The following is a 22,669-nucleotide window of genomic DNA, read 5'->3' as shown; positions in this document are numbered from 1 at the left end:
TCAACCCCACCACCGGCACCGTCACCCTCGACGGCAACCCCCTCCACAGCCACCCCGCCGACACCGTCACCCTCAGCCGCCTCTACTTCCTCTGAGCGGTGCGGCTGAGCGGTGCGGTGTCAGGAGGTGGGGCTGAGCCGGGCCAGTTCGACGTCGATGGCCTCGGCCATCAGCGTGCGGGCGTGCGCGAGCGGGAGGCTGCCACTGAGCCAGCGGGTGCTGAGGCCCTCCAGCAGGGCGGTCAGCCGTTCGGCGGCCTGGGCGAGGGCGCCTGCGCCCGCCATCGGGTGCACTCTGCCCAGGAGTTCGGCCACCTCCTGGACCCAGACGAGCGTGGCGCGGGCCAAGTCCTCCCGCAGGTCCGGGTCGAAGACCGCGCTGGCGCGCAGTTCGCCCCAGGCGGTGCTGTTCTCGCGCACCTCGGGCGCGTCCTGGAACTCCAGCAGGAGTGTCTGCTCCAGTTCGCCGCGTGCGTCCAGCGGCGGGGCGTCCGGGTCGCGGGAGGTGGTGTAGTTCCCGGCGCGGTCGTTGATGAAGTCGAGCGTGGCCCGCAGAATGCCCTGACGGTTCTTGAAGTGGTAGTAGATCAGCGCCGTGGAGACACCTGCCTCCGCCGCGAGCTCCTCCACCCGCAGCCCGCGCACTCCTCGCCGGGCGATGACCCTGGCGGCTGCTTCCAGCATCGTCGTTCTACGGTCGGCCATAATCGTGCACCCTACAGGCGGGACGGGACTGACTGAAAATATAGTCCACTCCGCATGCAACGGCGCGGGTGAACCCCCGAGAGGACTCGGGCTCGCGCGTTACCGGCCTGCTTCCGGCCAGGACTGCGGCGTCGCCGTGTACGCGGGCAGCTGCGGTCCGGTGAAGTACTGCGGGTCCCGGGGGCGCTTCGCCTCCGGGTTCGCGGGGCGCGCGGCGGGTTCGAGGTGCGGGATGTGCTTGGAGCAGTGGATGTACGCCTCGTCGACCGTGACGTGGACCCAGACCTCGGGGCGGCGGCCCGGGGCGGAGTCCACCGGCAGGTGTGGGTAGTGCGTGCGTATCTGGGCGTCGGGGACCAGCAGGGCGCTGCCGTTGACATGGAGTCCGATGTGATCCCGGGTGAAGTCCATGAAGAGCATGCCGAGTTGGGGGTTCTCGGTGATGTTGCCCGCACTGGCCATGACGCCGTTTCCGCGGTACTCCGGGTAGGCGAGGGTGCGGTCGTCGAGGATCTGCACGAACCCGGGAGGCCCCGCGCGGAAGCTGGCGTCGCAGGCGCCCCGCGCGTCGGAGGTGGAGAGGAAGACCATCGACATCCGCGCGATGAACGTGCACATCGCCGGCGTGAGGTACGGGTGCACCTGCCGGTCGTAGAACTCGGCGGCGCGCTCGACGGTGCCGCGGCGCTGTTGCAGCATGCGCTCGCCTGCTGAGCCGAAGCGGTGGTCGGGCGTGGTCACTGAGGGCGTGCTCCTGGGTCGGGAGGAGTGGAGTCTAGAGGAGCGACCGGTGGGGCAGGTGGGGGACCGTCGTTGCGGGCCTCTCAGGTCAGGGACAGGGAGGGGACGTCGAGCGGGTCGTGGCGGATGCGCGCCTGCGGGACGCCGGTCCGGCGCAGCACGTCGGCCGCGGCAGTGACCATCGGGGCGGGGCCGCTGAGGTACGCGTCGTGCTGGTACCAGGGCCCGAACTCCGCGAGCACGCTCGGCAGTGAGCCGTTGAGGCCGACGATGTCCTGGTGGGAGACGGCGGCCCGAACCCGCAGCCAGTGGTTGCGCTGCGCGAAGCGGAGCATCTCGTCCATCCCGTAGAGCTCGTCGGAGGTGCGGGCGCCGAAGAAGACGTCCATCTGGCGTCCGCCGCCGTGGCGGGCGCTCTCCTCGATCAGGGCGCGGATCGGGGCCAGGCCGGTGCCTCCGGCCACGCAGAGGATGTCGTGGTTCGAGGAGTGGTCGAGCACCATGTCCCCCAGCGGAGGCCCCAGTTTGACCTGGTCGCCGAGCATCGCCCGGCGGACCAGGGCGTTGCTCACCCAGCCGCCCGGCACGGCCCGGACGTGGAAGGTGAGCGTCCCGTCCTGGCGCGGGGCGTTGGCCGGGGAGTAGTAGCGCCACTCGCGGGGCCACCAGGGTGTCTCCATGCTGACGTACTGTCCCGCGGCGTAGCGGTAGGGCTGGTCGGGCAGCACGGTGATCGCCGCGATCCCGTACGCGAACTCCTCGCGGTGCACGATCCGGGCGGCCCAGGAGGCGGGCCGCACCATGGAGTCCGCGTCGGCGGCGCTCATCATGACCTGCGCGACGGTGGTGTACGCGAGGGTCCACGCGCGGGCCGTGTCGGCGGTCCACGCGGGGCCGGCGAAGCGGGCCAGGGCGGCGAGCAGGCACTCGCCGACGGCGTCGTAGTGCGCGTTCTCGGTGCCGAACTTGCGATGGTCTCGGCCGAGATGCGCACAGAAGCGCTGCAGCTGCTCCGGGTCGTCGACGAGGTCGACGATGTGCAGCAGGGCCCGCAGCAGGCGTCCGCGCTGGACGTCCATCCCCGGCGGGAACATGTCCCTGACCTGGGGGTAGCGCGTGAACAGGATGGAGTAGAAGTACACCGCCAGATCTGCGGCGTAGGGCTCGACCACGACCACGCTGGCACGCACCAGCGCGATGTCGCGGGGCGTCAGACCGCCCTCGTGCCCCCCGCCCGGCGCCTCTGCTGAGGAAGCCGCCGCCCCGCCACCGTTCTCAGCGGCGCCGGTACCCTTGGGGGTGTCGGATCGCGGCGTGCCGGACTGTCGGGGTTGGAACCACAAGGTGGAATGCTCCAGGTCGGAAATAACGTCGCACAACATCCCCCGTAGGCGCCAAGCCCGGCTTGGGCCCAAGATCTGACCACATTCTTTTCACAGCCCACATCGGCGGCCAACCCTCCACTCAATATGGCGATGAAACCAACACATGTCGCACACATATGTGAAGGCGTTACGCGGGTGCGTCACGACGGCACGGCCGTGCGGCCTACACCGGTCATCCGGCTTACGGTTCCCTGACGAGGCGTGGTGCTGCGCCCCGGTGCGACGACGACGCCGTTAGCGTCGCCGGTATGAAGATTCTGCTCACGGGTGGGGCCGGGTTCATCGGTTCGGCGGTGGCGCGGCGACTGGTCGCCGCCGGGCACCGGATCAGGGTGCTCGACGCCCTGCTCCCGGCCGTCCACGCCGACCGGAGCGCGGCGGGCGCGCTGCCCGCCGAGGTCGATTTCGTGCACGGCGACGTCCGCGACCCGCAGACGGTGGAGCGCGCGCTGCGCGGCACGGACGCGGTCTGCCACCAGGCCGCGATGGTCGGACTGGGGCTCGACCTCGCCGACGCGCCGGAGTACGTCGGCTGCAACGACCTCGGCACCTCGGTGCTGCTCGCCGCCATGGCCCGGACCGGCCCCCGTCATCTGGTCCTGGCCGGTTCGATGGTGGTCTACGGAGAGGGGCGCTACGACTGCGCGGAGCACGGACGGGTCGCCCCCGGGCCGAGGCGGGCCGTCGACCTGGACGCCGGGCGGTTCGAGCCGCCGTGTCCCCGCTGCGGCACAGCGCTCGCGCCCGGTCTGGTCGGCGAGGACGCGGCGGCGGACCCGCGCAACGTCTACGCCGTCACCAAGCTCGCCCAGGAGCACCTGGCCGCCGCCTGGGCCCGCGCCTGCGGCGGGCGGGTGATCACCTTGCGGTACCACAACGTCTACGGCCCCGGCATGCCGCGCGACACCCCGTACGCGGGCGTCGCCTCGCTGTTCCGCTCGGCGTTGGCGGCTGGTCGCCCGCCACGGGTCTTCGAGGACGGCGGCCAACGCCGCGACTTCGTGCACGTGGATGATGTCGCGTCGGCCAACGAGGCGGCGTTGGCCGCGGTGCTGGACCGGCCGGAGGGCTTCGTGCGCGCGTACAACACGGGCAGTGGCACGGTCCGGACGATCGGCGAGATGGCCACCGCGCTGGCCACGGGTTTCGGTGGCCCGCAGCCGGTGGTGACGGGGGAGTACCGGCTGGGCGACGTCCGGCACGTCACCGCCGACTCGCGCCGGCTGCGGCGCGAGCTCGGCTGGCGCCCCGCGGTCGGGTTCGAGGCAGGGATGGCGGAGTTCGCCACCGCCCCGCTGCGGGGCGAGGCCGCTCGGAGCGTCCAGATCCCGTAGCACCTCTGGGCTTTTTCGGCAAGTCCGCTTCGCCTGGAAGGGGTGCATCCTTACAGATCACGCTGCTCGAGGCCGTGCGGCCGTCCTACACTGCTTACGTGACCGCTGCTTACGACTACGAGGACATGCACCACCTGGTGGACCGGCTCACTCCAACCCAGGTGCGACGGCTTCGCTTGCTCGTCAGCCAGGACGAGGAGCTGTCCCAGGTCGCCGAGTCGCTGCCTGCGGTGGACGCGACAGAGACCGATGGATCGGTGCCGGCGGGGTTGCTGGCGTTGATCGGCAGCATTAACGGTCCGGAGGACCTGGCCGAACGGCATGACGACTACATCCGCGAACGGATGCGCCGGCGTTTCGGCGACTCGGCGTGATCGCCACGGTCCTGGACACTGGACCTCTGGCTGCGGCGTTCAACGCGGCTGACCGGCAGCATGCCGAGTGCGCCTCTCTGCTCATGTCGCTGACCGGCCGTCGTCTGCTGCCCAGCCCGGTCATGACTGAGGTCTGCTGGCTTCTGGAGCGTTGGCCCAAGATCGAGGCAGCGTTCCTGGCCGAGGTCGCACGCGGGACCTTCGAGCTGGTCCACCTCACGTCCGCGGACCTGACGCGAATGAGCGAGTTGGTCCTCCGGTACGCCGACTTTCCGCTCGGAGGGGTGGACGCCTCGGTCATCACGGTGGCTGAGCGCTTCGGCGTGGACCGAGTGGCCACTCTCGACCGGCGTCACTTCAGCGTCGTCAAACCCGCGCACGTCCACGCGCTGCTACTCCCGCCGTAGCCCCACCGTGAGACCTTCCGGTACCGGGTACCGGGTACCCGGTACCCGGTACCCGGTACCCGGTACCGGTGCGCGGTGACGTAGGACTTCCGTAAGGCGTCGCAGGCCCCTGCAACTGCAGGTCAGCGCCTAGCGTGGCCGGGGTGACGCTTCCTTCTTCCTCCCTCTCTTCCGCGGTCGTTGCCGAGTCCGTGGACGTCGTGCTGCCGTGTCTGGACGAAGCCGCCGCGCTGCCCTGGGTGCTGAGCCGGATCCCCGACGGATGGCGCGCCGTCGTGGTCGACAACGGGTCGCGGGACGGCTCTGCCGAGATCGCGGCCGGGTTGGGCGCGACGGTGGTGCGCGAGCCGCGACGTGGGTTCGGCGCCGCCTGCTACGCCGGGTTGTCCGCCGCGACCGCCGAGCTGGTGTGCTTCCTGGACTGCGACGGTTCGCTCGACCCGGCCCAACTGTCCCGCGTCGTCGGCCCGGTGGCGGACGGCACGGCGGACCTGGTGCTGGGACGGCGCAGGCCGACCACGCGCGGCGCGTGGCCGCTGCACGCGCGGGTGGCCAACGCGGAGCTCGCGCGGCGGCTGCGGGCACGCACCGGCGCCCCACTGCACGACCTCGGGCCGATGCGCGCCGCGCGGCGCGCGGACCTGCTGGCGCTCGGGCTCGGCGACCGGCGCTCGGGCTTCCCGTTGGAGATGGTGCTGTCCGCGTCGGCGGCCGGGATGCGGATCGCCGAGGTGGACGTCGACTACCGTCCACGGCAAGGGCGTTCGAAGGTCACCGGCACGCTGCGCGGCACCCGGCAGGCCGTCCGCGACATGCGGACGGTGCTGGCCGCACCGCCGCCGACCCTGCTGGTGATCGCCAAGGCCCCGGTGCCCGGCCGCGTCAAGACCCGGCTGACACCGCCCTGCACCCCCGAACAGGCCGCCCGCCTGGCCGAGGCGGCGCTTGCGGACACCCTGGCCGCGCTCTCCCGGATGCCCGCCGGACGGCGGCTTTTGGTGCTGGACGGCGAGCCGGGGCCGTGGCTGCCACCGGGCTGGGACGTCGTGCCGCAGGTCGGCGGTGGGCTGGACGCGCGGCTGGCCGCGGCATTCGCCCACGCCCCGCAGGGCGCACCGGCGTTGCTGGTGGGCATGGACACCCCGCAGCTCGACGTGGCCGGGCTGGCCGAGGCCTTCTCGCCGGCCGTCCGCGCCGGGGTGGACGCCTGGTACGGGCCCGCCGCCGACGGAGGCTTCTGGGCGCTCGGACTGGCCCGCCCCACCCCGGAGTTGGCGCGCCGGCTGCTGGACGGCGTGCCGATGTCCACCGAGAGCACGGGCGCGGAGGTGCTGGATCGGCTCGGCGCGGCAGGATTGACGGTACGTCAACTGCCGCAGCTGACCGACGTCGACACCGCCGAGGACGCCGCTGACGTGGCCCGGCTCGCACCCTCCGGGGGGTTCGCCGCAGCCTGGCGCGAGGTCTCCGGCCTGATCCGGGCCGCCAGGTGAGGCCCGACGCGCCCGCGCGGATCCCCGCGCAGCTCGGCTCACTGCTCGCGCCCGTCCGGGTAGGGCCGGGGCCCAGGCCGTGGGCGCAGGACCCGTACGCCCACGCGATGCGCACCGGTCGCGGCCCGCTGTGGCTGCGCCGTGCCGACGGGCGACGCCACCCGCTGGACGTCGAACGCTGGTGCGCGCAGCCCGACGCGGCGGACCGCAGTCTGCTGGCCCGGTGCCTGCTGACGGGCCGTCCGGTGCTGGACGTCGGCTGCGGTCCGGGGCGGCTGGTCATCGAGCTGCTCGCACTGGGGCTGCCCGCCCTCGGCGTGGACGTCACCGGCGCGGCGGTGGCCCGTACCCGTGCGGGAGGCGGCGTCGCGGTGTGCCGTTCGGTCTTCGACCGGCTGCCCGGCGAGGGCCGCTGGGGGACCGCGCTGCTGGCCGACGGCAACCTCGGCATCGGCGGCGACCCGGCCGCCCTGCTGGCCCGCTGCCGCGAACTGCTCACGCCGGGTGGGGCGGTCCTCGCGGAGGTCGAACCCGACGACGTGGACGACCGGGTGACGGTGCGGGTCGAGGACGCGACCGGGTGGAGCGGTCCGTCGTTCGCCTGGGCCCGTGTCGGCGCCTCCGCCGCCGTGGCGTGCGCGGCGGAGGCCGGACTGGTGGAGACGGAACGCTGGACGGTTGACGGACGCCGGTTCGTGGCCCTCACCCGCCGCGACTGAATGGACGTCAGGTCAGAGGGTCAGAACGGCTGAAGCGCCCTGCTGTTCGCGCCGGTTCGCGGCGCTCCGCCGCCGGAGCGCCGCGCCGGCCAGGACCAGGCCGAGCGCCGCCGAGTAGGCCGCCACCTGTGCGTCGCCGCCGATCAGGTAGACCGCCTGCCCAGCGACCGGGACCCCGAGCCACTCCCAGCGGCCGTCCATCGCGACCAGGGCCACCAACAGCAGCCCGTACCAGGGGTAGTCGGGCGTCAGCGCCAACAGCAGGGCGCCGTAGACCACCAGCGCACCGGCCCAGGGCCGGTCGGGGTCGCCACGGCGCAGCACGTACAGCGCGACAGCGAGCACGATCAGCGCCGCCACGGGCGCTGCGGCCGGTCCGGGGAGGAACTGCAGCAGCCCGAACCGGGCGGCGGTGCCGTCGTCGTAGCCCTCCTGGTGCAGGTATCCGGGCAGAAAGCCGATGACCTGACGGCCCGACAGGACGAGATACGGCAGGTAGGCGAGCGCGAAGCAGCCCACGGCGACGGCGGGGAGCAGCAAGTCCCGGCGCGTCGGTCGGCGGGCCAGGACGCCGGACAGCGCGCCCGGCAGGGCCAGCGCGGGCAGCAGTTTGGTGGCGATCGCCGCGCCCAGCGCCGCTCCGCCCAGCGCCGCTCTGCCCGGCGCCGCTCCGCCCAGCGCCGCTCTGCCCAGCGCCGCTCTGCCCGGCGCTCGCCGGTGGCGTACCGCCAGGGCCAGCCCGACCACCGTCAACAGCGCGCCGAGGGCGTCGACATGGGCGTCGTTGACCGCCCAGACGGCCGTGCCGGGGAACCAGCCCCACAGCGCGGCCCGGCGACGGCGCTCGCGCGGCAGCACGAGCAGCAGCACGCCGGTCGTCGCCACGGCCAGCAGCGCTCCGCCCGCCTGGGCCGCGCGGACGCCGTGGCCGTGCTCGACCAGGTGCAGGACCAGGAACCAGGCCTGGGCGACGGGCGGGTAGATCGTCGGCACGCCGGGCCGGTTGATGTGCGTGCACTGGCCTGCCGTCGTGCGGCGCTCGTCCCAGGCCGTGCAGGCGCCGATGGACGCACCCGTGGGCGGGAAGAGCGTGGGCTCCTCGGCGCGCAGGTGCGCCAGCTGGGGCGCGTCGGGCGGGTAGGCGTAGGGGGAGATCCCGGCGGCCTGGACATGGCCGTCCCACAGGTAGCGGTAGGCGTCGTCGCTGGTCCTCGGTGCGACCAGCAGCGCGGCGGCGGCCACGGCGACGCTGCCGACCAGCACCAGTGCGGTCACCCTGCGGGCGGGTACCCGCCGCAGGGTCACCAGGGCGAGGGCGAACAGCACGCAGTCGAGCGGGTACCAGACCAGCAGCGGCCCCCGGTGGCCCAGGGTGCCGCCCCCGGTGAACGTGCCGACCAGTGCGGCGGTGAGCGCGGCGAGTGCGGCGAGGCAGAGGGCGGTCGCCCACGCCGGACGGCGGTCGGCCGCGTCGTCAGTGGCGTTGGCGGTGGCGGTGGTGGCGTCGGCGCCGTCGTCGGGAGCCGGCGAGGTGGGTTTCAGCAGGGTGGACACGTCGTCACCCTGCCAGCGCGTCCGGTCCGGCGGACCGTGGCGCGGGCAGCCGTACGACTTCCGTAAGCAGGCCGCTACCCCGCAACGGCCCTGGCAGCGGGTGTGATGGAGAGGTGCGAGACGACGAACCGACTCCCCGTGCTCGGCAGTTCGATCTGCCGCTGCCCACCCCGCCCGAGGCGCTGCGGAAGGGACCGCTGCGCGAGGGCGCCTTCTCCTCGCGGCTGCACGATCCACGCACCGCGGTGGTGATCGGCCGCTGGCTCGGCGCGGCCCTGATCGTCTGCTTCGTGACCGGCCTCTACAGCCATGTGCTGCAGAACCCGCCCACGTGGCTGCGCGACCACCTGCCGACCCGGCCCGCCGGGCTCTACCAGTTCACCCAGGGCCTGCACGTGGGCACCGGCATCGCGGCGATCCCGCTGCTGGGAGCCAAGCTGTGGACCGTCTACCCGCGGCTCTTCGAGTGGCCGCCCGCGCGCAGCGTCCGGCACGCGCTGGAGCGGCTGGGCATCCTGCTGCTCGTCGCGTCGATGCTGCTGGAGCTGTTCACCGGGCTGCTGAACACCTTGCAGTGGTACGTCTGGCCGTTCCCGTTCCGGCAGACGCACTTCTGGCTGGCGTGGATCGCCCTGGGCGGGCTGCTGCTGCACCTGGCCGTCAAGGCGCAGGAGATCGCCGCCCACTGGCGCCGGGTGCGGCCCGGCCTGGCGGAGCGCCGCGCGTACCTGACCACGGTCACCCTCTCCGTGCTGGCGGTCACCGCGGTGACCGCCGGGCAGAGCGTGCCGTGGCTGCGCGGGCTGGACCTGCTGGCGCCGCGCCGCCCGGACGTCGGCCCGCAGGGTCTGCCGGTCAACCGCACGGCTGCCGCCGCCGGTACCGAGCAACCACCGGCCGACTGGCGGCTGCGGGTGGACGGGCCGCACCCCTACGAGCTGACGATGGATCAGTTGCTCGCGATGGACCAGCACGAGGCCGATCTGCCGATCGCCTGCGTCGAGGGCTGGAGCGCGTCGGCGCGCTGGACGGGTGTGCGGATCCGCGACCTGGTGGCGCGAGCCGGGGCGCCGCCGACCGCGCGGTTGCGGATCACCTCGCTGGAGACGGCCGGCCCCTACGCGGTGACCGAGATGGAGCCCGCCTACGCGCACGATCCGCTCACCCTGCTGGCACTGCGCGTCAACGGCGAGGTGCTGCACGCGGACCACGGCTACCCGGCCCGGGTCATCGCCCCGGGCCGACCCGGCGTCCTGCAGACCAAGTGGGTGCAGCAGATCGAGGTGATCGCATGAGGGATCGAGGTGATCGCATGAGGACGACGACGGTGGTGCGCGGAACCCTGGTCGTGGCCGCGGTGTCGTCGGTCGGGTTCGGTGTGTACGGGCTGCTGACGGACCCGTACATTCACGACCCGCTAGACGTGGTGGTGTGGTCGGTCGGCGGAGCGGTGCTCCACGACGGGCTCTGGCTGCCGCTCGTCTGCCTGTTCGGGGCCGCGCTGCCGAGGCTGCCGTGGACCGTGCGCGGCGGCCTGGTGGTGGCCGCCGCGCTGACGGCGGTGGGGTTGCCGGCAGTCCTGGACGCGGGCAACGACCACGGCAACCCCACCCTGCTGCCGCTGCCCTACCTGCGCAACTGGCTGGTGCTGCTGGGTGTGACGGCCGCGGTGACGTCGGTGGCCGAGGGGATCAGGAGGGCACGCCGGGCACGCCGGGAAGGCCGGTGGTCAGGCCGTCCAGGGCGTGCGAGCAGACGCAGTCCCGGTCCCGGGTCTTCGGCAGCCGCGCGACGGCGCTGAACAGGACGCTGCGCAGCCGGTCGACGTTGCGCGCGAACTCGGCCAGCACCTCCGTGTGGGTGACGCCCTCACCGGTCTCGACGCCCGCGTCGAGGTCGGTGACCAGGGCCAGTGACGTGTAGCAGAGGCCCAGTTCGCGGGCCAGCACCGCCTCGGGATGGCCGGTCATCCCGACCGCCGACCAGCCGTTCGCGCTGAACCAGCGCGACTCGGCGCGGGTGGAGAACCGCGGCCCCTCGATCACCACCAGCGTGCCGCCGTCCACCGGCTCCCACGCCTCGCCGCGCGCGGCGTCCAGCGCGGCGGCGCGCCCCACCGGGCAGTACGGGTCGGCGGCCGAGACATGCACCACGCCCGGCACCGACCCGTCGGGCAGCGGCACCGCGTCGTAGAAGGTCTGCGTCCGGCCCGAGGTGCGGTCCACGAACTGGTCCGGCACCAGCAGCGTGCCGGGCCCGTACGCGCTCCGCAGGCCGCCGACCGCGCACGGCGCCAGCACCTGACGCACGCCGAGGGTGTGCAGCGCCCACAGGTTGGCGCGGTAGTTGATCCGATGCGGCGGCAGCGTGTGCTCGCGACCGTGACGCGGCAGGAACGCCACCCGGCGGCCGTCCAGCTCCCCGAGGAAGAGCGAGTCGCTGGGCGCGCCGTAGGGGGTGTCGACGACGGTCTCGGTGACGTGGTCGAGCAGGGCGTAGAGGCCGGAGCCCCCGATCACCCCGATCTCGGCGGACTCGGCGGATTGGGTCATCTGGCTCCTCCAGGGCTGAGTTGTCCCACAGGCCCGGAAGGGGTTCGGACCTCCCCATGACCGTAGGCGTGCGCCCGGCCCCGAAGGCGGCCACGGCTCCTTACGGATCACGGACGGATCAGCCATCCTGCCGACGCCTCGGTCGACAGACAGCCCTATCCGTTGATGTCCAGCGCCGTCCCGTACAACCGGTTCACCCTCAGGCGGACGACCACGCGGCGCTCTGCGACGAGCCCCTCCAGGAATGCTGCCTCGTCCTGCGGCTTCGCGCCCTCGGGGATCATCCCGAGCAGTTCTCGGCCGACCACGTCGCCGGGAACGGTGGTGGGCTCGGAGACCTCGGCCTCGCCCTCGGCGACGGCGAACGACCAGACGTCGCCGCCCTGTACATGCAGCGCCGCACTCGGGTTGCGCCGCAGATGCTTGACCTTGATGCGGTCGGCCGTGGTGGAGAACCGCGCCATGCGGGCCTCGGGGTCCCAGTGGTAGACCATGGTGGTCAGATGCGGATGGCCGCTGCGCTTGACTGTGGCAAGCGTGCCGAACTGGTGGGTGCCGAGCAGCTCCGACACGGCATCGGCGGACAGGGTGCGAGGCGCTGGTCCTTGAGTCATGCCGTGGTCAACGTCCGTGTCCAGATGGGAATTTCCATACCCGACGGGCAGTCAGTCCGCAGGTCGCAGGTCCAGCATGCAGAAGACCTTGTCGTACCTGCGGTCGCCGACGGCGACGAAGTCCGGGAGGCGGCCGTACTCGGTGAAACCCAGCGACCGGTACAGCTGCAGGGCGTTGACGTTGTCCCCGCGCGCGTCCAGCGTCAGCACCTCGATCCCCGCCGCCCGCGCGTCGGCGACCAGCGCGGCGGTCAACGCCCGGCCGATGCCGTGTCCGTGAGCCGCCGCAGCCACCGCGATCTTCTCCAGATCGGCGTGCGGCCGGTGGGTCGGCCGGGCGTACCGGAGCCAGTAGCCCAGGCCCACGAGCTGACGGTCCACGTACGCGGCCCGCAAGGACGCGTCCCCGACCTGCGCGGCCGAGGCGACGTCGTCGAGGAGCCCGGCGACCTCCGCGCGCGATGGTGGCTCGACCCACCCCAACGCGGCGCCCCCGCCGACCAGCTCCGCCAGGATCGCGTGGGCCGCCTCCGCGAACCCGGCCTCCAGCTCCGGATCAGCGGCCAGCTCCCGGATGTCGAGGATGGCGGGCCCGTCGGCCGCAGCGTTGATCATGGCGGCAGCCTAACCGGCCGCACACCGCGGCTCGGTCCCGCGTCGGCCAGGCGCCGCTGACATCAACCGTCTGTGCCGTGGGCGAGGTGCAGGGCCCGTCGGGCCAGCCAGAGTTCGTGGCGGTCGGTCGGGGGACGGAGGAGGGAGCGGTGGAGGAGTTCCTCGATCCGGGCGAGGCGCTTGCGGACCGCTGTGAGCGAGAGCGACAGCTCCTGCGCGGTGGGGGTGAGCCGGGCGTCGTGGCGCAGCCAGGCGGCGAGGGTGCGGGCGGCGTCGGGCGCGTCGTCGAGGGGGCGGAGCAGGCGCAACGCCCAGTCCGCCACGGCCTGGCGGCGAAGGAGCTCGTCGAGCGAGCGCATGCTGTCCGCGCGTGTGCCTGACGGGGCGTCAGTGATCTGCGGGCCGGTCTCTGTGCGCAGGGCCAGGGCGAGCAGGGACTGGTCCGCCAGCCGGTCGAGATCGAGGGCGAGCAGCTGCTCGATGTGCCGCAGCCGGGCGGCCAGGGTGTTGCGGTGGATCTTGAGCAGTGACGTCGCCCCTGAGGCGAAGCCGAGCCAGGAGTTCGCGGTGACGGTGAGTTCGGTGCTGTCGGGGTCCTGCAGGCGCTGCGGCACGTGGGTCCGGAGCGGTTCGAGGAACTGCCGGGCCCAGCCGCGGATGGGGGCCCCGATGACCAGGGCCGGGTCGGGGTGGTGCGAGAACATCGCCCACCGCTGCGCGCGGGTCCGCGCCGTGACCAGGGCGTGGACCGCCTGCCCGTAGCCGACGGACGCATCGCGGATCGCCACGACGTCGCTCACTCCCACGAGGCATTCGCCCGTCGCGGAGGTGACGGCGGCTGCGAACGTCGAGGGCGCGTCCGGGGGAGTGCCCGGCTCGGCCGGGACCAGGACGGCTATGTGATCGTCGTAGACCGGGCAGGGGATGACCCACGCGTCGGGCCGAAGCCCGCGGCACCGGCGTGCGAGTGCCGGCTTCAGGTCGGGTGCGGTCGCGACGACGTGGTAGCGGATCACCTCCGGCAGTTCGGGGCCGAGGACCTCGGCGACCTGCCGTGCCGTGGAGACGTGACCGTTCATCAGCAGGTGCAGCACGGCCTCCCGGTTTCGCGCCTCGGCGACCTCCAGCCGCAGGCGCTGCGTCTCGGCGCGTTCCTCCCGCCAGCAGAGGTCCAGAGCGGACGACGCGTCCGCGAGCAGCCGGGGCAGGTGCTCGGGAGCGGGACCGGCGGCGACGGCGGTGAGCACCGGCCCCGGGCCGTCGGTCGCACCGTTCAGGCCGACGGCCACGACGGTGACGTCCTGCTCGACCACGCTCAATGTCGTCAGCGCGCGGGCACCCACCTGCCCGGCCACGCGCTGGGCCAGCTCCGTGTGGCGCGCGGCGCCGTCACCTGCGCAGAGCAGCGTGCCGTCGGGGGCGGTCAGCAGGATCTGCGCGCCGGTGCGGCGGGCGAGCCACCGGAGCAGGGCCCGGGTCCCGCCCTTGCGGGCCGCGCGTTGGATCGCCAACACGTCGTCAGCCCGCCGGTCGCGTCGGTCGGGCCAGGACGCGGCAGTCGCCGAGATGTCCACGCTCACCCCCGTCGGTGCTGATGTCCCCGCCCGGATGTCCCTGATGTCACTGTGCAGTTCGGCACCTTGGTACCGGTCTCACTGTGCACCAGGAAACTAGGCGAGCCCCACAGGATTTTCTAAAGTCTCCCTTGTCCTCGCGCGGACGGGGGACGCGCGAGGACACCGGAGGAGGGGCCGGGTGGCGAACGAACGTGTCGTCACCCGGCCGTTCGCATGCCCTGTCCCGTACTACGGCAGGGAGTTGACGGCGCCCGTCGTGGCGCTGCATCCCTTCTCGGCGAGCGGCGCCTGCGCCAGCGGGCCGACGGCCGGCAGGGACGCGACCTCCTGGGTGACCGTGGACGCGGTGGAGGCGCACCAGTCGCCGACGGCGTGGACGCCGTTCGCGTCGGGGCCGATGTGGGCGACCGGCCCGAGAGGGTTGGCGGTGTCGGCCTGCGCGGCGGGTGCGGCGATGCCGAGGGTGGCGGTGGCGAGGAGCCCGAGGGTGAGCATCTTCTTCATGTCAGGCTCAACGACCCGACCGGGGACGCGTCACGTCCCCTGCGTCACGTCCGCGCCGACGTGCGGCCGTTTGCCTCGCCGTCGGGTGACCGATGACGCGTACTATCGGACGCCGATATCGGTTGCGTGACCCACGCGGGAGGTCGGCGATGCGGGAGTTCCAGCGCGGTGCCGTGCGGCTGCACATCCTGCACCACGCGACCGAACGCGAGATCCACGGCGCCTGGATGGCCGATGAGTTGGCCCGGCACGGCTACCGGATCAGCCCCGGCACGCTCTACCCGACACTGCACCGCCTGGAGGCGGAGGGGCTGCTGACCTCCGAACAGCAGGTGGTCGACGGCCGCGCCCTCCGGGTCTACCGGGCGACCTCCGCCGGTCGACGGGCGCTGGCCGAGGACCGCCGCGCCCTGGCGGAGCTGGCACGCGAGCTGTTGCCCGCCGACCAGTTCCCTCGGTAGTCGCGACCCGCCTTCAGCGCGCCCGCGCCCGCGCCCGCGCCCGTGCCCGTGCCCGGCGCACGCCGTACACCGCGGCGCCCAGGGCCAGCACCGCGGCGCCGGACACGACGGAGCTGCCCGGCAGGGAGAAGGCCAGCAGCAGGCAGCCGGCCAGGCCCAGCGCGGGGACGACGCGCGGCGGACGGCCCTCCGCCCGGGTGAGCGTCCAGGCGGAGGCGTTGGCGATCGCGTAGTAGGCGAGCACGCCGAAGGAGGAGAAGCCGATCGCGCCCCGCAGGTCCGCGAAGGCGGCGAGCACTGCGACGACCGCGCCGACGGCGAGCTCCGCGCGGTGCGGGACCTGGAAGCGCGGGTGGACGGCGGACAGCGCGTGCGGCAGGTGCCGGTCGCGCGCCATGGCCAGAGTGGTGCGCGACACCCCGAGGATCAGCGCCAGCAGCGACCCGGTTGCCGCGACCGCTGCCCCGACCCGTACCACCGGGGCCAGGCCCGGCACGCCTGCGGCCTTCACCGCGTCGGTCAGTGGAGCTGTGGCGTGCCCCAACGCGCCGGGGCTCAGCACCGTCAGCACGGCGACGGCCACGGCCGCGTAGACGACCAGCGTGACGGCCAGCGCCATCGGGATCGCCCGGGGGATGGTGCGCGCCGGGTCGCGGACCTCCTCGCCGAGGGTGGCGATGCGCGCGTAGCCCGCGAAGGCGAAGAAGAGCAGGCCCGCCGCTTGGAGCACCCCGCCGAAGCCGGTGTCCGCACCCACGCCCAGGTGTGCGACGGTCGCCTGAGGGGACGTCAGGCACGCCGTGGCGACGGCGGCCAGTACCGCCAGTACCGCGGCGACGATGGTGCGGTTCAGCCAGGCGGCCTTCTGCAGACCGGCGTAGTTCACCGCCGTCAGCGCCACAACGGCCCCGACCGCGACGGCGTGGGCCTCGGCAGGCCAGACGTACGAGCCGACCGTGAGCGCCATCGCCGCGCAGGACGCGGTCTTGCCGACGACGAAGCCCCATCCGGCCAGATAGCCCCAGAAGCCGCCGAGCCGCTCCCGGCCGTAGACGTAGGTCCCGCCCGACTGCGGGTAGCGCGCCGCCAGCCGGGCGGACGACGTCGCGTTGCAGTACGCGACCACGGCCGCCAGTCCGAGCCCGAGCAGCAGCCCCGAGCCGGCCGCTTCCGCCGCCGGGGCGAGCGCGGCGAAGATGCCCGCGCCGATCATCGACCCCAGGCCGATCACGACGGCGTCGAAGACGCCGAGCTGCCGCCGAAGCTGCGGCTCGGAGACGCCTGAGGTCTGCTGACTCATCACTCACTCCGTCACGGCGGTGCTCGATATCGGCACACGATAGCCATTCCGGCGAGCGCCTCGGCTCCGTCGGCGGCCCGTGGTGGCGGCATCTGAAGGTGCTCTGAGGTTCCGGACGCGGATTGTCATGACCATGGACCGTGGTTACGTTCGAGTAGTCACCATCGCACGGGGAGACAGTCCGAGAGGGCTGCCATCTGCATGTTCGTCTTCCCGTCAGGCGGTGTTTCACGGGGGTAGGCCAGACACACACAAGGGAGCTTTCCGTGACAACAGCAGCTGCCACGTCGCGACGGAGTCCGAGAACCCGCGCCTTGGGAACCGACCCGAGCACCAAGCGCCTGCACCGGGCCGCGGTCGTGCGCATCGGCTTCGGGCTGGTGTGGGCCGTCGACGCCTCGTTCAAGTGGTTGCCGGGCTTCATCCACGGCCAGACGATCAGTGACGAGCTCGGCCAGGCGACGTCCATTCACATCCCGGTGATCCACCAGTGGCTCCAGATGTGGCACACGATCGGGGGCGCCTCGCCGGGAGCCTTCGCGGTGGTGACCGCCGTCACCGAGACCGCCATCGCCTTAGGGCTGATCTTCGGAGTCCTCAGCAACGCCGTCTTCGTCGGCAGTGCCCTGTACTCACTGGGCATCTGGTCGTCCGCCGAGGCCTTCGGGCTGCCGTGGAGCACGCCGGGCATCACCGACGTGGGCCCCTCGGTCGCCTACATCTTCGCCTCGCTGGCCCTGCTGCACGCGCATGCCGGTGCGACCTGGAGCCTGGACACCCGGCTGCGGACCCGGCTCGGCCGCCTGGCCTGGCTGTCCAGCCCGGCCGTCGGGTCGATCGCGACCTGAGCCGGTGCGTCGCGGCGTGGCGGCGTCGCGGCGTGGCCACGGTGCGGCACGCCGGAGTTCGTCCGGCCGCGGGAGCGGAAAGGCCGTGCAGGCCCGGGCAGTTGCCGGGGCCTGCACGTTCGGTCGAGCAGCCGGACCTTCGACAGCCGCTCGGCCCTGTCTTGCGTCAGTCCTGGTCCCATACGACCCCGGATAGGCTGTCGGTGTGGCATGGGAACAACCGTGGTTCGTCGGGGGCGCGCCGGAGTGCTCACATGAGTGCGCCTGTTGAGGTCCCGGAGGACATCGAAGAGCGGGTTCGAGGGCTGTGTCTGGCGCTGCCCGAGGTGACGGTTCGTTTCGACGAGTCACGAACGAGCGCGAGATCGACGGCGCATTCGTTCGACATCCGCCGGAGGTCGTTCTGCCTGCTGGTGGCACGCGAGGGCCGGACCGGTGAGCCCGTTCCGCTGCTGGTGTTGCGTGCCGCTCCAGGTGACCGCGAGGCCTTGTTGTCCACTGGCTACCCGTATTTCGCTTCGCCGGCCGGCCATGATCGGATCGTGGTGCTGCTCAGCGATCACACCGACTGGCAAGAGGTCCGTGAGCTCGTGACCGAGAGCTACCGGATGCTCGCGCCGAAGAAGCTCCGCGCACTCCTCGACTAGGCGTCGCCGCGGCGACGATGCGGCGGCGACGCGCTGAGGACTGAGCCGTTGTCGGCAACTCCCGGGAGCCGCTCAGGCGTTGCCACCCGCGCCCGCGAGGGCGGGCTGCTCCTCGGGGACGGTTGCCTCCTGCGTCGGCTTCGGGCGGGCGCCGCTGCGGGTCGCGCCCACTCCGGCGGTCACCACCAGCGCGACGCCGAGCGCCGGGCCCGCGCCCGGGATCTGGTGCAGCACGATCGCGCCGATCAGCAGGGCGATCGCGGGCTCCAGGCTCATCAGGGTGCCGAAGGACGACGCGGTGAGGCGTCGCAGGGCCAGGAATTCCAGCGCGAACGGCACCAGCGGGCTGAGCACGGCGAGGCCGAGCATGATCAGCACCGGCCCCCACGCCAGCCTGCCGCCGAGCGTCGGTGCGGCCACGAGCATGGCGACCACCGCCGCCACCGGCATCGAGACCGCAAGCCCGCTCATGCCGGTGACCCGGTCGCCGACATGCTGGGTGAGCAGGATGTACGCCGCCCAACACCCGGCGGCGGCCAGCGCGTAGAGGAGGCCGAGGGCGTCGATGCCGCCGTGCCAGGGCTCGGTGAGCAGCGCAACGCCGAGTCCGGCGGCGACCGTCCACACCCGGCGTCCGTGTCCCGGACCGAAGAGCGACACCGTGAGCGGGCCGAGGAACTCCAGCGCGCTGGCCGTGCCGAGCGGGAGCCGGGCGATCGCGAGCGCGAAGAAGATCATCATCCCGGACGTCACCACGCCGAGGCCGACGCACGCGGTGAGGTCGCGGCCCGCGAAGTCGCGCCGACGGGGCCGGACCAGCGCCAGCAGCACGATCCCGGCCCAGGCCAGCCGCAGCCCGGCCGTGCCGAGGACGCCGAGCTGCGCGAACATCGGGACGGTGAGCGCCGATCCGAGCTGGACGGTGCTCATGGAGGCCACGCCCATCAGCGTCCCGACGCGGGCGGCGTTGCCGCGGGACGCGGAGGTGCTGGTCACAGGCTCGGGGGAGTGGGTCGTGGCGCTCATGGGATGAGTACACCGCGCGGCAACCGTTCGCGTCCACGCGCGGATCACGGACTGACCGTTCGGAGATTGCGAACGATTAGGCGTGCGGTCCGCAAGAATGGCGGGATGGAGACGCGGCGACTGCAGGTGTTGGTGGAGCTGTCCCGGCTCGGCTCGATGCGGGCCGTGGCCGACGCGCTCCACACCACCACGTCCACGGTGTCGCAGCAGATCGCGACGTTGGCCCGGGAGGCCGGTGCGGCGCTGATCGAGCCGCAGGGCCGGCGGGTCCGGCTCACGCCCGCCGGTCGGCGGCTGGTCGAGCACGCGATCGTCATCCTGGCCGCGGTCGACGCGGCCGAGCGCGACCTCGCCCCCGGTGCGGAGCCCAGCGGCACGGTACGGGTGGCGGGTTTCGCCACCGCGCTGCGTGCGCATGTGCTGCCGATCATCGAGCAGCTGGCGGAGGAGTACCCGCGCCTGCGCGTCCTCGTGCGCGAGCACGAGCCCGCCGAGTCGTTGGCCTTGCTCGCGGCGGACGAGGTGGATCTGGCGCTCACCTACGACTACAACCTCGCGCCAGCGACCGCCGACCCGGCCCTGATCGCCGCTCCGCTGTGGACCGTTGCCTGGGGTCTCGGCGTCCCGGCCTCCGACGCTGACGGGTCCGACGCCCGCGCGGCCACGTCCGTGGACGTCTTCGACCGCTTCCGCGCGGCGGACTGGATCGGCAACTCCCGGAACACCGCCGACGAGACGGTCATCCGCACGCTCGCCTCGATGGCGGGCTTCACCGCGCGGATCACCCACCGCTCCGACAGCCTCGACCTGGTCGAGGACATGATCACCGCCGGACTGGGCGTCGGCCTGCTGCCGCTGGACCGCCCCACCGTCCCCGGCGTCCGGCTCCTGCCCCTGACCGCGCCGGACGTGTTCCTGCGCGCCTTCGCGGTCACCCGTCGCGGCCACGCGGACTGGCCACCCCTGGCCCTGCTCGCCGACCTGATCGGCCGCCGCGCACACCAGGGGTGACCTGACTCGGCTCCTCCGGATCAGGCGTGCACGTACACGCGGGCTTGCGACGTGGTGTTCAACTTCTCGGGTCTCGCTGGGATGTGCGCTGGTCGGGGCTGTGACGACGGCCCTGGTGCGGCAGCACGAGCCCGCCCCCGAGCGGCCGTGCGGGCGTACGGATCAGCATCCCCAGCCACACCCTGGCCACCGGCCGGTCACTAGGGCCTCTTAATATCGTTCCTCGTTGACCCTCGCCGCACCCGGCAGCGCGCAACACGACACAACGGTGTCCACCGCACGGCAAGGAAGCCGTGCATCGAGGAGGAACGTTCATGCAGGCCCGGAGGATCGGCGCGGTCGCCGCAACAGCAGTGGCGCTTGTGGCTGCCCGCGACCTTGTCCAGAAGAGGCACGCACTGCTCAGGAACTTCCCGGTGCTCGGCCACGCCCGGTACCTGTTGGAGACGATCGGGCCGGAGCTGCGGCAGTACATCGTCACCTCCAACGAGGAGGAGCGTCCGTTCAGTCGTGACCAGCGCAGCTGGATCTACGCGTCGGCCAAGGAGGAGAACAACTACTTCGGGTTCGGCACCGAGGTCGACGTCGAGCACGTCCAGGGCCACGCCTACCTGAAGCAGCGCACCTTCGCGGGCGCCATGCCGGACCTGCACGACCCGCAGGCCCCGCTGCCCTCGGCCAAGGTGCTGGGCGGGCCGCGCGGGCGTGCCAAGGCGTTCCGGCCGGCGAGCGTGGTCAACATCTCGGCGATGAGCTTCGGCTCGCTCTCCGGCGCGGCCATCACCGCGCTCAACAAGGGTGCGGCGCAGGCCGGCACGATGCACAACACCGGCGAGGGCGGCCTCTCGCCGTACCACCGCAGCGGCGGCGACCTCGTGCTGCAGATCGGGACGGCGTACTTCGGCTGCCGCAACGACGACGGCACCTTCAACCTCGACAAGCTCAAGGACGTCGTCGAGAGCGCGCCGGTCAAGGCGATCGAGATCAAGCTCTCCCAGGGCGCCAAGCCCGGCCTGGGCGGCATGCTGCCGGGCGCCAAGGTGACCCCGGAGATCGCCAGGATCCGCGGCATACCGGAGGGCAAGGACTGCGCCTCCCCGTCGCGGCACACCGCGTTCAGCGACGTCGACTCGATGCTCGACTTCGTCGAGCTGATCGCCACCGAGACCGGCGTGCCGGTCGGCATCAAGAGCGCGGTCGGCGAGATGGGCTTCTGGCAGGAGCTGGCCACGCTGATGGAGCGCGGTGACCGCGGCGTCGACTTCGTGACCGTCGACGGCAGCGAGGGCGGCACCGGCGCGGCGCCGCGCATGTTCGCCGACTCGGTGTCGCTGCCGTTCCGGATGGGCTTCTCCCGGGTCTACGGCACCTTCGCGGAGCTGGGGCTGACCGACGACCTGACCTTCATCGGCTCCGGCAAGCTCGGCCTGCCGGAGAACGCCGCGGTCGCCTTCGCGCTCGGCGCCGACATGATCAACGTGGCCCGTGAGGCGATGCTGTCGATCGGCTGCATCCAGTCGCAGAAGTGCCACACCGACAAGTGCCCCACCGGCATCGCCACCCAGAACCCCTGGCTGGCCCGTGGCATCGACCCGACCTCGAAGTCCACCCGGGCCGCGGTCTACCTGCGGACGCTGCGTCGGGAGTTGATGAAGGTCTCGTCCGCCGTCGGCGTCGCCCACCCGGGGCTCATCACCCCTGACGACATCGAGATCATGAACGGCGACTACGAGGCCCGCACTCTGGGCGGCGTCTACGGCTACAAGGACGGCTGGGGCGAGCTCACCGCGGACCGCGCCGACGAGATCACCAGGCTGCTCACCGGCAAGCCGAACTCCGGTAAGCAGCAGGTGTGACACCGGACACACCGTCGCGGATCAGGGCAGCGGGAAGATTGCTGCCCTGATCCTGGTTCCCTTCACTGCCCCTGCCCGCACGACCGGTTCCCACCGAGGCGATCACCCCATGTCTGAAGAAGTCCGATTCAAGAGCGTCGTCGGTCCCGAGCTGGCCGGGTCGATCGAGCTGCCGGAAGGCGAGATCCGGGGTTGGGGCATCTTCGTCCACGGCTTCACCCTCGGCAGGAACTCCCCGGCCGCCTCGCGCGTCAGCAAGCAGCTGGCGCGCGAGGGGATCGGCATGCTGCGCTACGACAACCTCGGGCTCGGCGACTCCGGGGGTGACTGGGGGGACGGGTCCTTCACCGTCAAGGTCCAGGACACCGTCCGTGCGGCACAGTTGATGGCCGAGCGCGGCACCCCGGCGGACCTGCTGGTGGGGCACTCGTGGGGAGGCGCCGCCGCCATCGCCGCAGCCGCCGACGCGCCCGGCCTCCACGCGGTCGCCACGATCGGTGCGCCCTCCGACCCGAGCCATGTCGAGCACCAGTACGACGCGGTGGTGGAGCGCGTGCTCAGCGAGGGGCAGCACGAGTGGTTCGTCGGCGGTCGGACCCTGACGCTCAAGCGCGCCTTTGTCAACGACGTCCGCCAGGCCCGTCTCCGCGACCGGATACGGGAGTTGAACATGCCGCTGCTGGTCATGCACTCGCCGACCGACGACACCGTCGACATCGCCAACGCCGGCGAGATCTTCCGCGAGGCGCAACACCCGCGCAGCTTCATCTCGTTGGAAGGCGCCGACCACCTGCTGACCGCACGGGGTCAGGCCCAGCGGGCGGCCCGCATCATCAGCGCCTGGGCCGACCAGTACATCCAGGCGTCACGGCCGCTCGCCACCGCGAGCCGGTCGGTCGGCTGACCTGGCCGTCCATCCGGGGGCGTTGCGTCACTCCATCGTGGGG

General features: G+C 72.5%; 24 protein-coding genes and 1 pseudogene. 14 read left to right on the top strand and 11 right to left on the bottom strand.

Annotated elements, in window-relative coordinates; genetic code table 11:
• Positions 1-119: 119 nt before the first annotated feature.
• The 3 genes from ABH928_RS26545 to ABH928_RS26535 form a co-directional block, all read right to left on the bottom strand.
• On the bottom strand, positions 120-704 hold the full coding sequence (locus ABH928_RS26545; protein ID WP_370070841.1) for a TetR/AcrR family transcriptional regulator: 585 nt from the start codon (positions 702-704) through the stop codon (positions 120-122).
• Between the two features lie 99 nt (positions 705-803).
• A complete protein-coding gene (locus ABH928_RS26540; protein ID WP_370070853.1) occupies positions 804-1,403 on the bottom strand; it encodes a pyridoxamine 5'-phosphate oxidase family protein in 600 nt (199 codons plus the stop codon).
• Between the two features lie 125 nt (positions 1,404-1,528).
• Entirely contained in the window at positions 1,529-2,788 is a 1,260-nt protein-coding gene (locus ABH928_RS26535; protein WP_370070839.1) for a globin domain-containing protein, read from the bottom strand.
• A gap of 290 nt (positions 2,789-3,078) precedes the next feature.
• On the opposite strand from ABH928_RS26535, the gene ABH928_RS26530 reads away from it, so the two are divergent.
• The 6 genes and pseudogenes from ABH928_RS26530 to ABH928_RS26505 all read left to right on the top strand — a co-directional run bounded on the left by ABH928_RS26530 (position 3,079) and on the right by ABH928_RS26505 (position 7,157).
• Entirely contained in the window at positions 3,079-4,164 is a 1,086-nt protein-coding gene (locus tag ABH928_RS26530; RefSeq protein WP_370070837.1) for an NAD-dependent epimerase/dehydratase family protein, read from the top strand.
• 98 nt (positions 4,165-4,262) lie between these two features.
• Positions 4,263-4,538 (top strand): hypothetical protein, encoded by a 276-nt coding sequence (locus ABH928_RS26525; protein WP_370070835.1) that lies wholly within the window; start codon positions 4,263-4,265, stop codon positions 4,536-4,538.
• A complete protein-coding gene (locus tag ABH928_RS26520) occupies positions 4,535-4,945 on the top strand; it encodes a type II toxin-antitoxin system VapC family toxin (RefSeq protein WP_370070833.1) in 411 nt (136 codons plus the stop codon). Before ABH928_RS26525 ends, ABH928_RS26520 begins: the two co-directional genes overlap by 4 nt.
• 191 nt (positions 4,946-5,136) lie before the next feature.
• Positions 5,137-5,784 (top strand): annotated as a pseudogene (locus ABH928_RS26515) (glycosyltransferase family 2 protein); the annotation flags it as partial.
• Positions 5,758-6,438, top strand: coding sequence for a DUF2064 domain-containing protein (locus ABH928_RS26510; protein ID WP_370070851.1), 681 nt, complete (start codon positions 5,758-5,760; stop codon positions 6,436-6,438). The pseudogene ABH928_RS26515 and the gene ABH928_RS26510, both read left to right, overlap by 27 nt.
• Positions 6,435-7,157, top strand: coding sequence for a methyltransferase domain-containing protein (locus ABH928_RS26505; RefSeq protein WP_370070831.1), 723 nt, complete (start codon positions 6,435-6,437; stop codon positions 7,155-7,157). Before ABH928_RS26510 ends, ABH928_RS26505 begins: the two co-directional genes overlap by 4 nt.
• A gap of 12 nt (positions 7,158-7,169) precedes the next feature.
• Here ABH928_RS26505 and ABH928_RS26500 read toward each other — a convergent pair whose 3' ends face one another.
• Positions 7,170-8,711, bottom strand: a complete 1,542-nt coding sequence (locus ABH928_RS26500; RefSeq protein WP_370070829.1) for a hypothetical protein — start codon at positions 8,709-8,711, stop codon at positions 7,170-7,172.
• Positions 8,712-8,908: 197 nt separating this feature from the next.
• Between ABH928_RS26500 and ABH928_RS26495 the strand changes: the two genes are divergently transcribed.
• The gene (locus ABH928_RS26495; RefSeq protein ID WP_370070849.1) at positions 8,909-10,006 is read left to right on the top strand and encodes a molybdopterin-dependent oxidoreductase; all 1,098 of its coding nucleotides are present in this window, start codon (positions 8,909-8,911) and stop codon (positions 10,004-10,006) included.
• A 17-nt stretch (positions 10,007-10,023) separates the two neighbouring features.
• Positions 10,024-10,512, top strand: coding sequence for a hypothetical protein (locus ABH928_RS26490; RefSeq protein ID WP_370070827.1), 489 nt, complete (start codon positions 10,024-10,026; stop codon positions 10,510-10,512).
• Here ABH928_RS26490 and ABH928_RS26485 read toward each other — a convergent pair.
• The 5 genes from ABH928_RS26485 to ABH928_RS26465 form a co-directional block, all read right to left on the bottom strand.
• Positions 10,403-11,263, bottom strand: coding sequence for an S-methyl-5'-thioadenosine phosphorylase (locus ABH928_RS26485; protein WP_370070825.1), 861 nt, complete (start codon positions 11,261-11,263; stop codon positions 10,403-10,405). The genes ABH928_RS26490 and ABH928_RS26485 overlap by 110 nt on opposite strands.
• 155 nt (positions 11,264-11,418) lie before the next feature.
• A complete protein-coding gene (locus ABH928_RS26480) occupies positions 11,419-11,877 on the bottom strand; it encodes a pyridoxamine 5'-phosphate oxidase family protein (protein ID WP_370070823.1) in 459 nt (152 codons plus the stop codon).
• 51 nt (positions 11,878-11,928) lie between these two features.
• A complete protein-coding gene (locus ABH928_RS26475; RefSeq protein ID WP_370070821.1) occupies positions 11,929-12,492 on the bottom strand; it encodes an N-acetyltransferase family protein in 564 nt (187 codons plus the stop codon).
• A 62-nt stretch (positions 12,493-12,554) separates the two neighbouring features.
• The gene (locus ABH928_RS26470) at positions 12,555-14,072 is read right to left on the bottom strand and encodes a helix-turn-helix domain-containing protein (RefSeq protein ID WP_370070819.1); all 1,518 of its coding nucleotides are present in this window, start codon (positions 14,070-14,072) and stop codon (positions 12,555-12,557) included.
• Positions 14,073-14,297: 225 nt separating this feature from the next.
• Positions 14,298-14,573 (bottom strand): hypothetical protein, encoded by a 276-nt coding sequence (locus ABH928_RS26465; RefSeq protein ID WP_370070817.1) that lies wholly within the window; start codon positions 14,571-14,573, stop codon positions 14,298-14,300.
• A gap of 149 nt (positions 14,574-14,722) precedes the next feature.
• Between ABH928_RS26465 and ABH928_RS26460 the strand changes: the two genes are divergently transcribed.
• Entirely contained in the window at positions 14,723-15,034 is a 312-nt protein-coding gene (locus tag ABH928_RS26460; RefSeq protein ID WP_370070815.1) for a PadR family transcriptional regulator, read from the top strand.
• 13 nt (positions 15,035-15,047) lie between these two features.
• Here ABH928_RS26460 and ABH928_RS26455 read toward each other — a convergent pair whose 3' ends face one another.
• Positions 15,048-16,334 carry an APC family permease gene (locus ABH928_RS26455; RefSeq protein WP_370070813.1) on the bottom strand — a complete coding sequence of 429 codons (1,287 nt, stop codon included), beginning with the start codon at positions 16,332-16,334 and terminating at the stop codon, positions 15,048-15,050.
• A 314-nt stretch (positions 16,335-16,648) separates the two neighbouring features.
• Here ABH928_RS26455 and ABH928_RS26450 point away from each other — a divergent pair, with 314 nt between their 5' ends.
• Together ABH928_RS26450 and ABH928_RS26445 are read left to right on the top strand one after the other, a co-directional pair.
• A complete protein-coding gene (locus ABH928_RS26450) occupies positions 16,649-17,182 on the top strand; it encodes a hypothetical protein (protein WP_370070811.1) in 534 nt (177 codons plus the stop codon).
• 254 nt (positions 17,183-17,436) lie between these two features.
• Positions 17,437-17,829, top strand: a complete 393-nt coding sequence (locus tag ABH928_RS26445; RefSeq protein WP_370070809.1) for an MmcQ/YjbR family DNA-binding protein — start codon at positions 17,437-17,439, stop codon at positions 17,827-17,829.
• 72 nt (positions 17,830-17,901) lie between these two features.
• Here the strand turns inward: ABH928_RS26445 and ABH928_RS26440 are convergent, their stop codons facing one another.
• The gene (locus ABH928_RS26440) at positions 17,902-18,855 is read right to left on the bottom strand and encodes a DMT family transporter (protein ID WP_370070807.1); all 954 of its coding nucleotides are present in this window, start codon (positions 18,853-18,855) and stop codon (positions 17,902-17,904) included.
• Positions 18,856-18,960: 105 nt separating this feature from the next.
• Here ABH928_RS26440 and ABH928_RS26435 point away from each other — a divergent pair, with 105 nt between their 5' ends.
• The 3 genes from ABH928_RS26435 to ABH928_RS26425 all read left to right on the top strand — a co-directional run bounded on the left by ABH928_RS26435 (position 18,961) and on the right by ABH928_RS26425 (position 22,626).
• The gene (locus ABH928_RS26435) at positions 18,961-19,866 is read left to right on the top strand and encodes a LysR family transcriptional regulator (RefSeq protein ID WP_370070805.1); all 906 of its coding nucleotides are present in this window, start codon (positions 18,961-18,963) and stop codon (positions 19,864-19,866) included.
• A gap of 314 nt (positions 19,867-20,180) precedes the next feature.
• A complete protein-coding gene (locus tag ABH928_RS26430; protein ID WP_370070803.1) occupies positions 20,181-21,722 on the top strand; it encodes an FMN-binding glutamate synthase family protein in 1,542 nt (513 codons plus the stop codon).
• 109 nt (positions 21,723-21,831) lie between these two features.
• On the top strand, positions 21,832-22,626 hold the full coding sequence (locus ABH928_RS26425) for an alpha/beta hydrolase family protein (RefSeq protein WP_370070801.1): 795 nt from the start codon (positions 21,832-21,834) through the stop codon (positions 22,624-22,626).
• Positions 22,627-22,669 lie beyond the last annotated feature (43 nt).

Origin of the sequence: Streptacidiphilus sp. MAP5-3 (assembly GCF_041262505.1) — a bacterium.
Lineage (GTDB): Bacteria > Actinomycetota > Actinomycetes > Streptomycetales > Streptomycetaceae > Streptacidiphilus.
The sequence above is the reverse complement of the archived record's forward strand: the minus strand, read 5'-3'. Positions and strand labels throughout refer to the sequence as shown.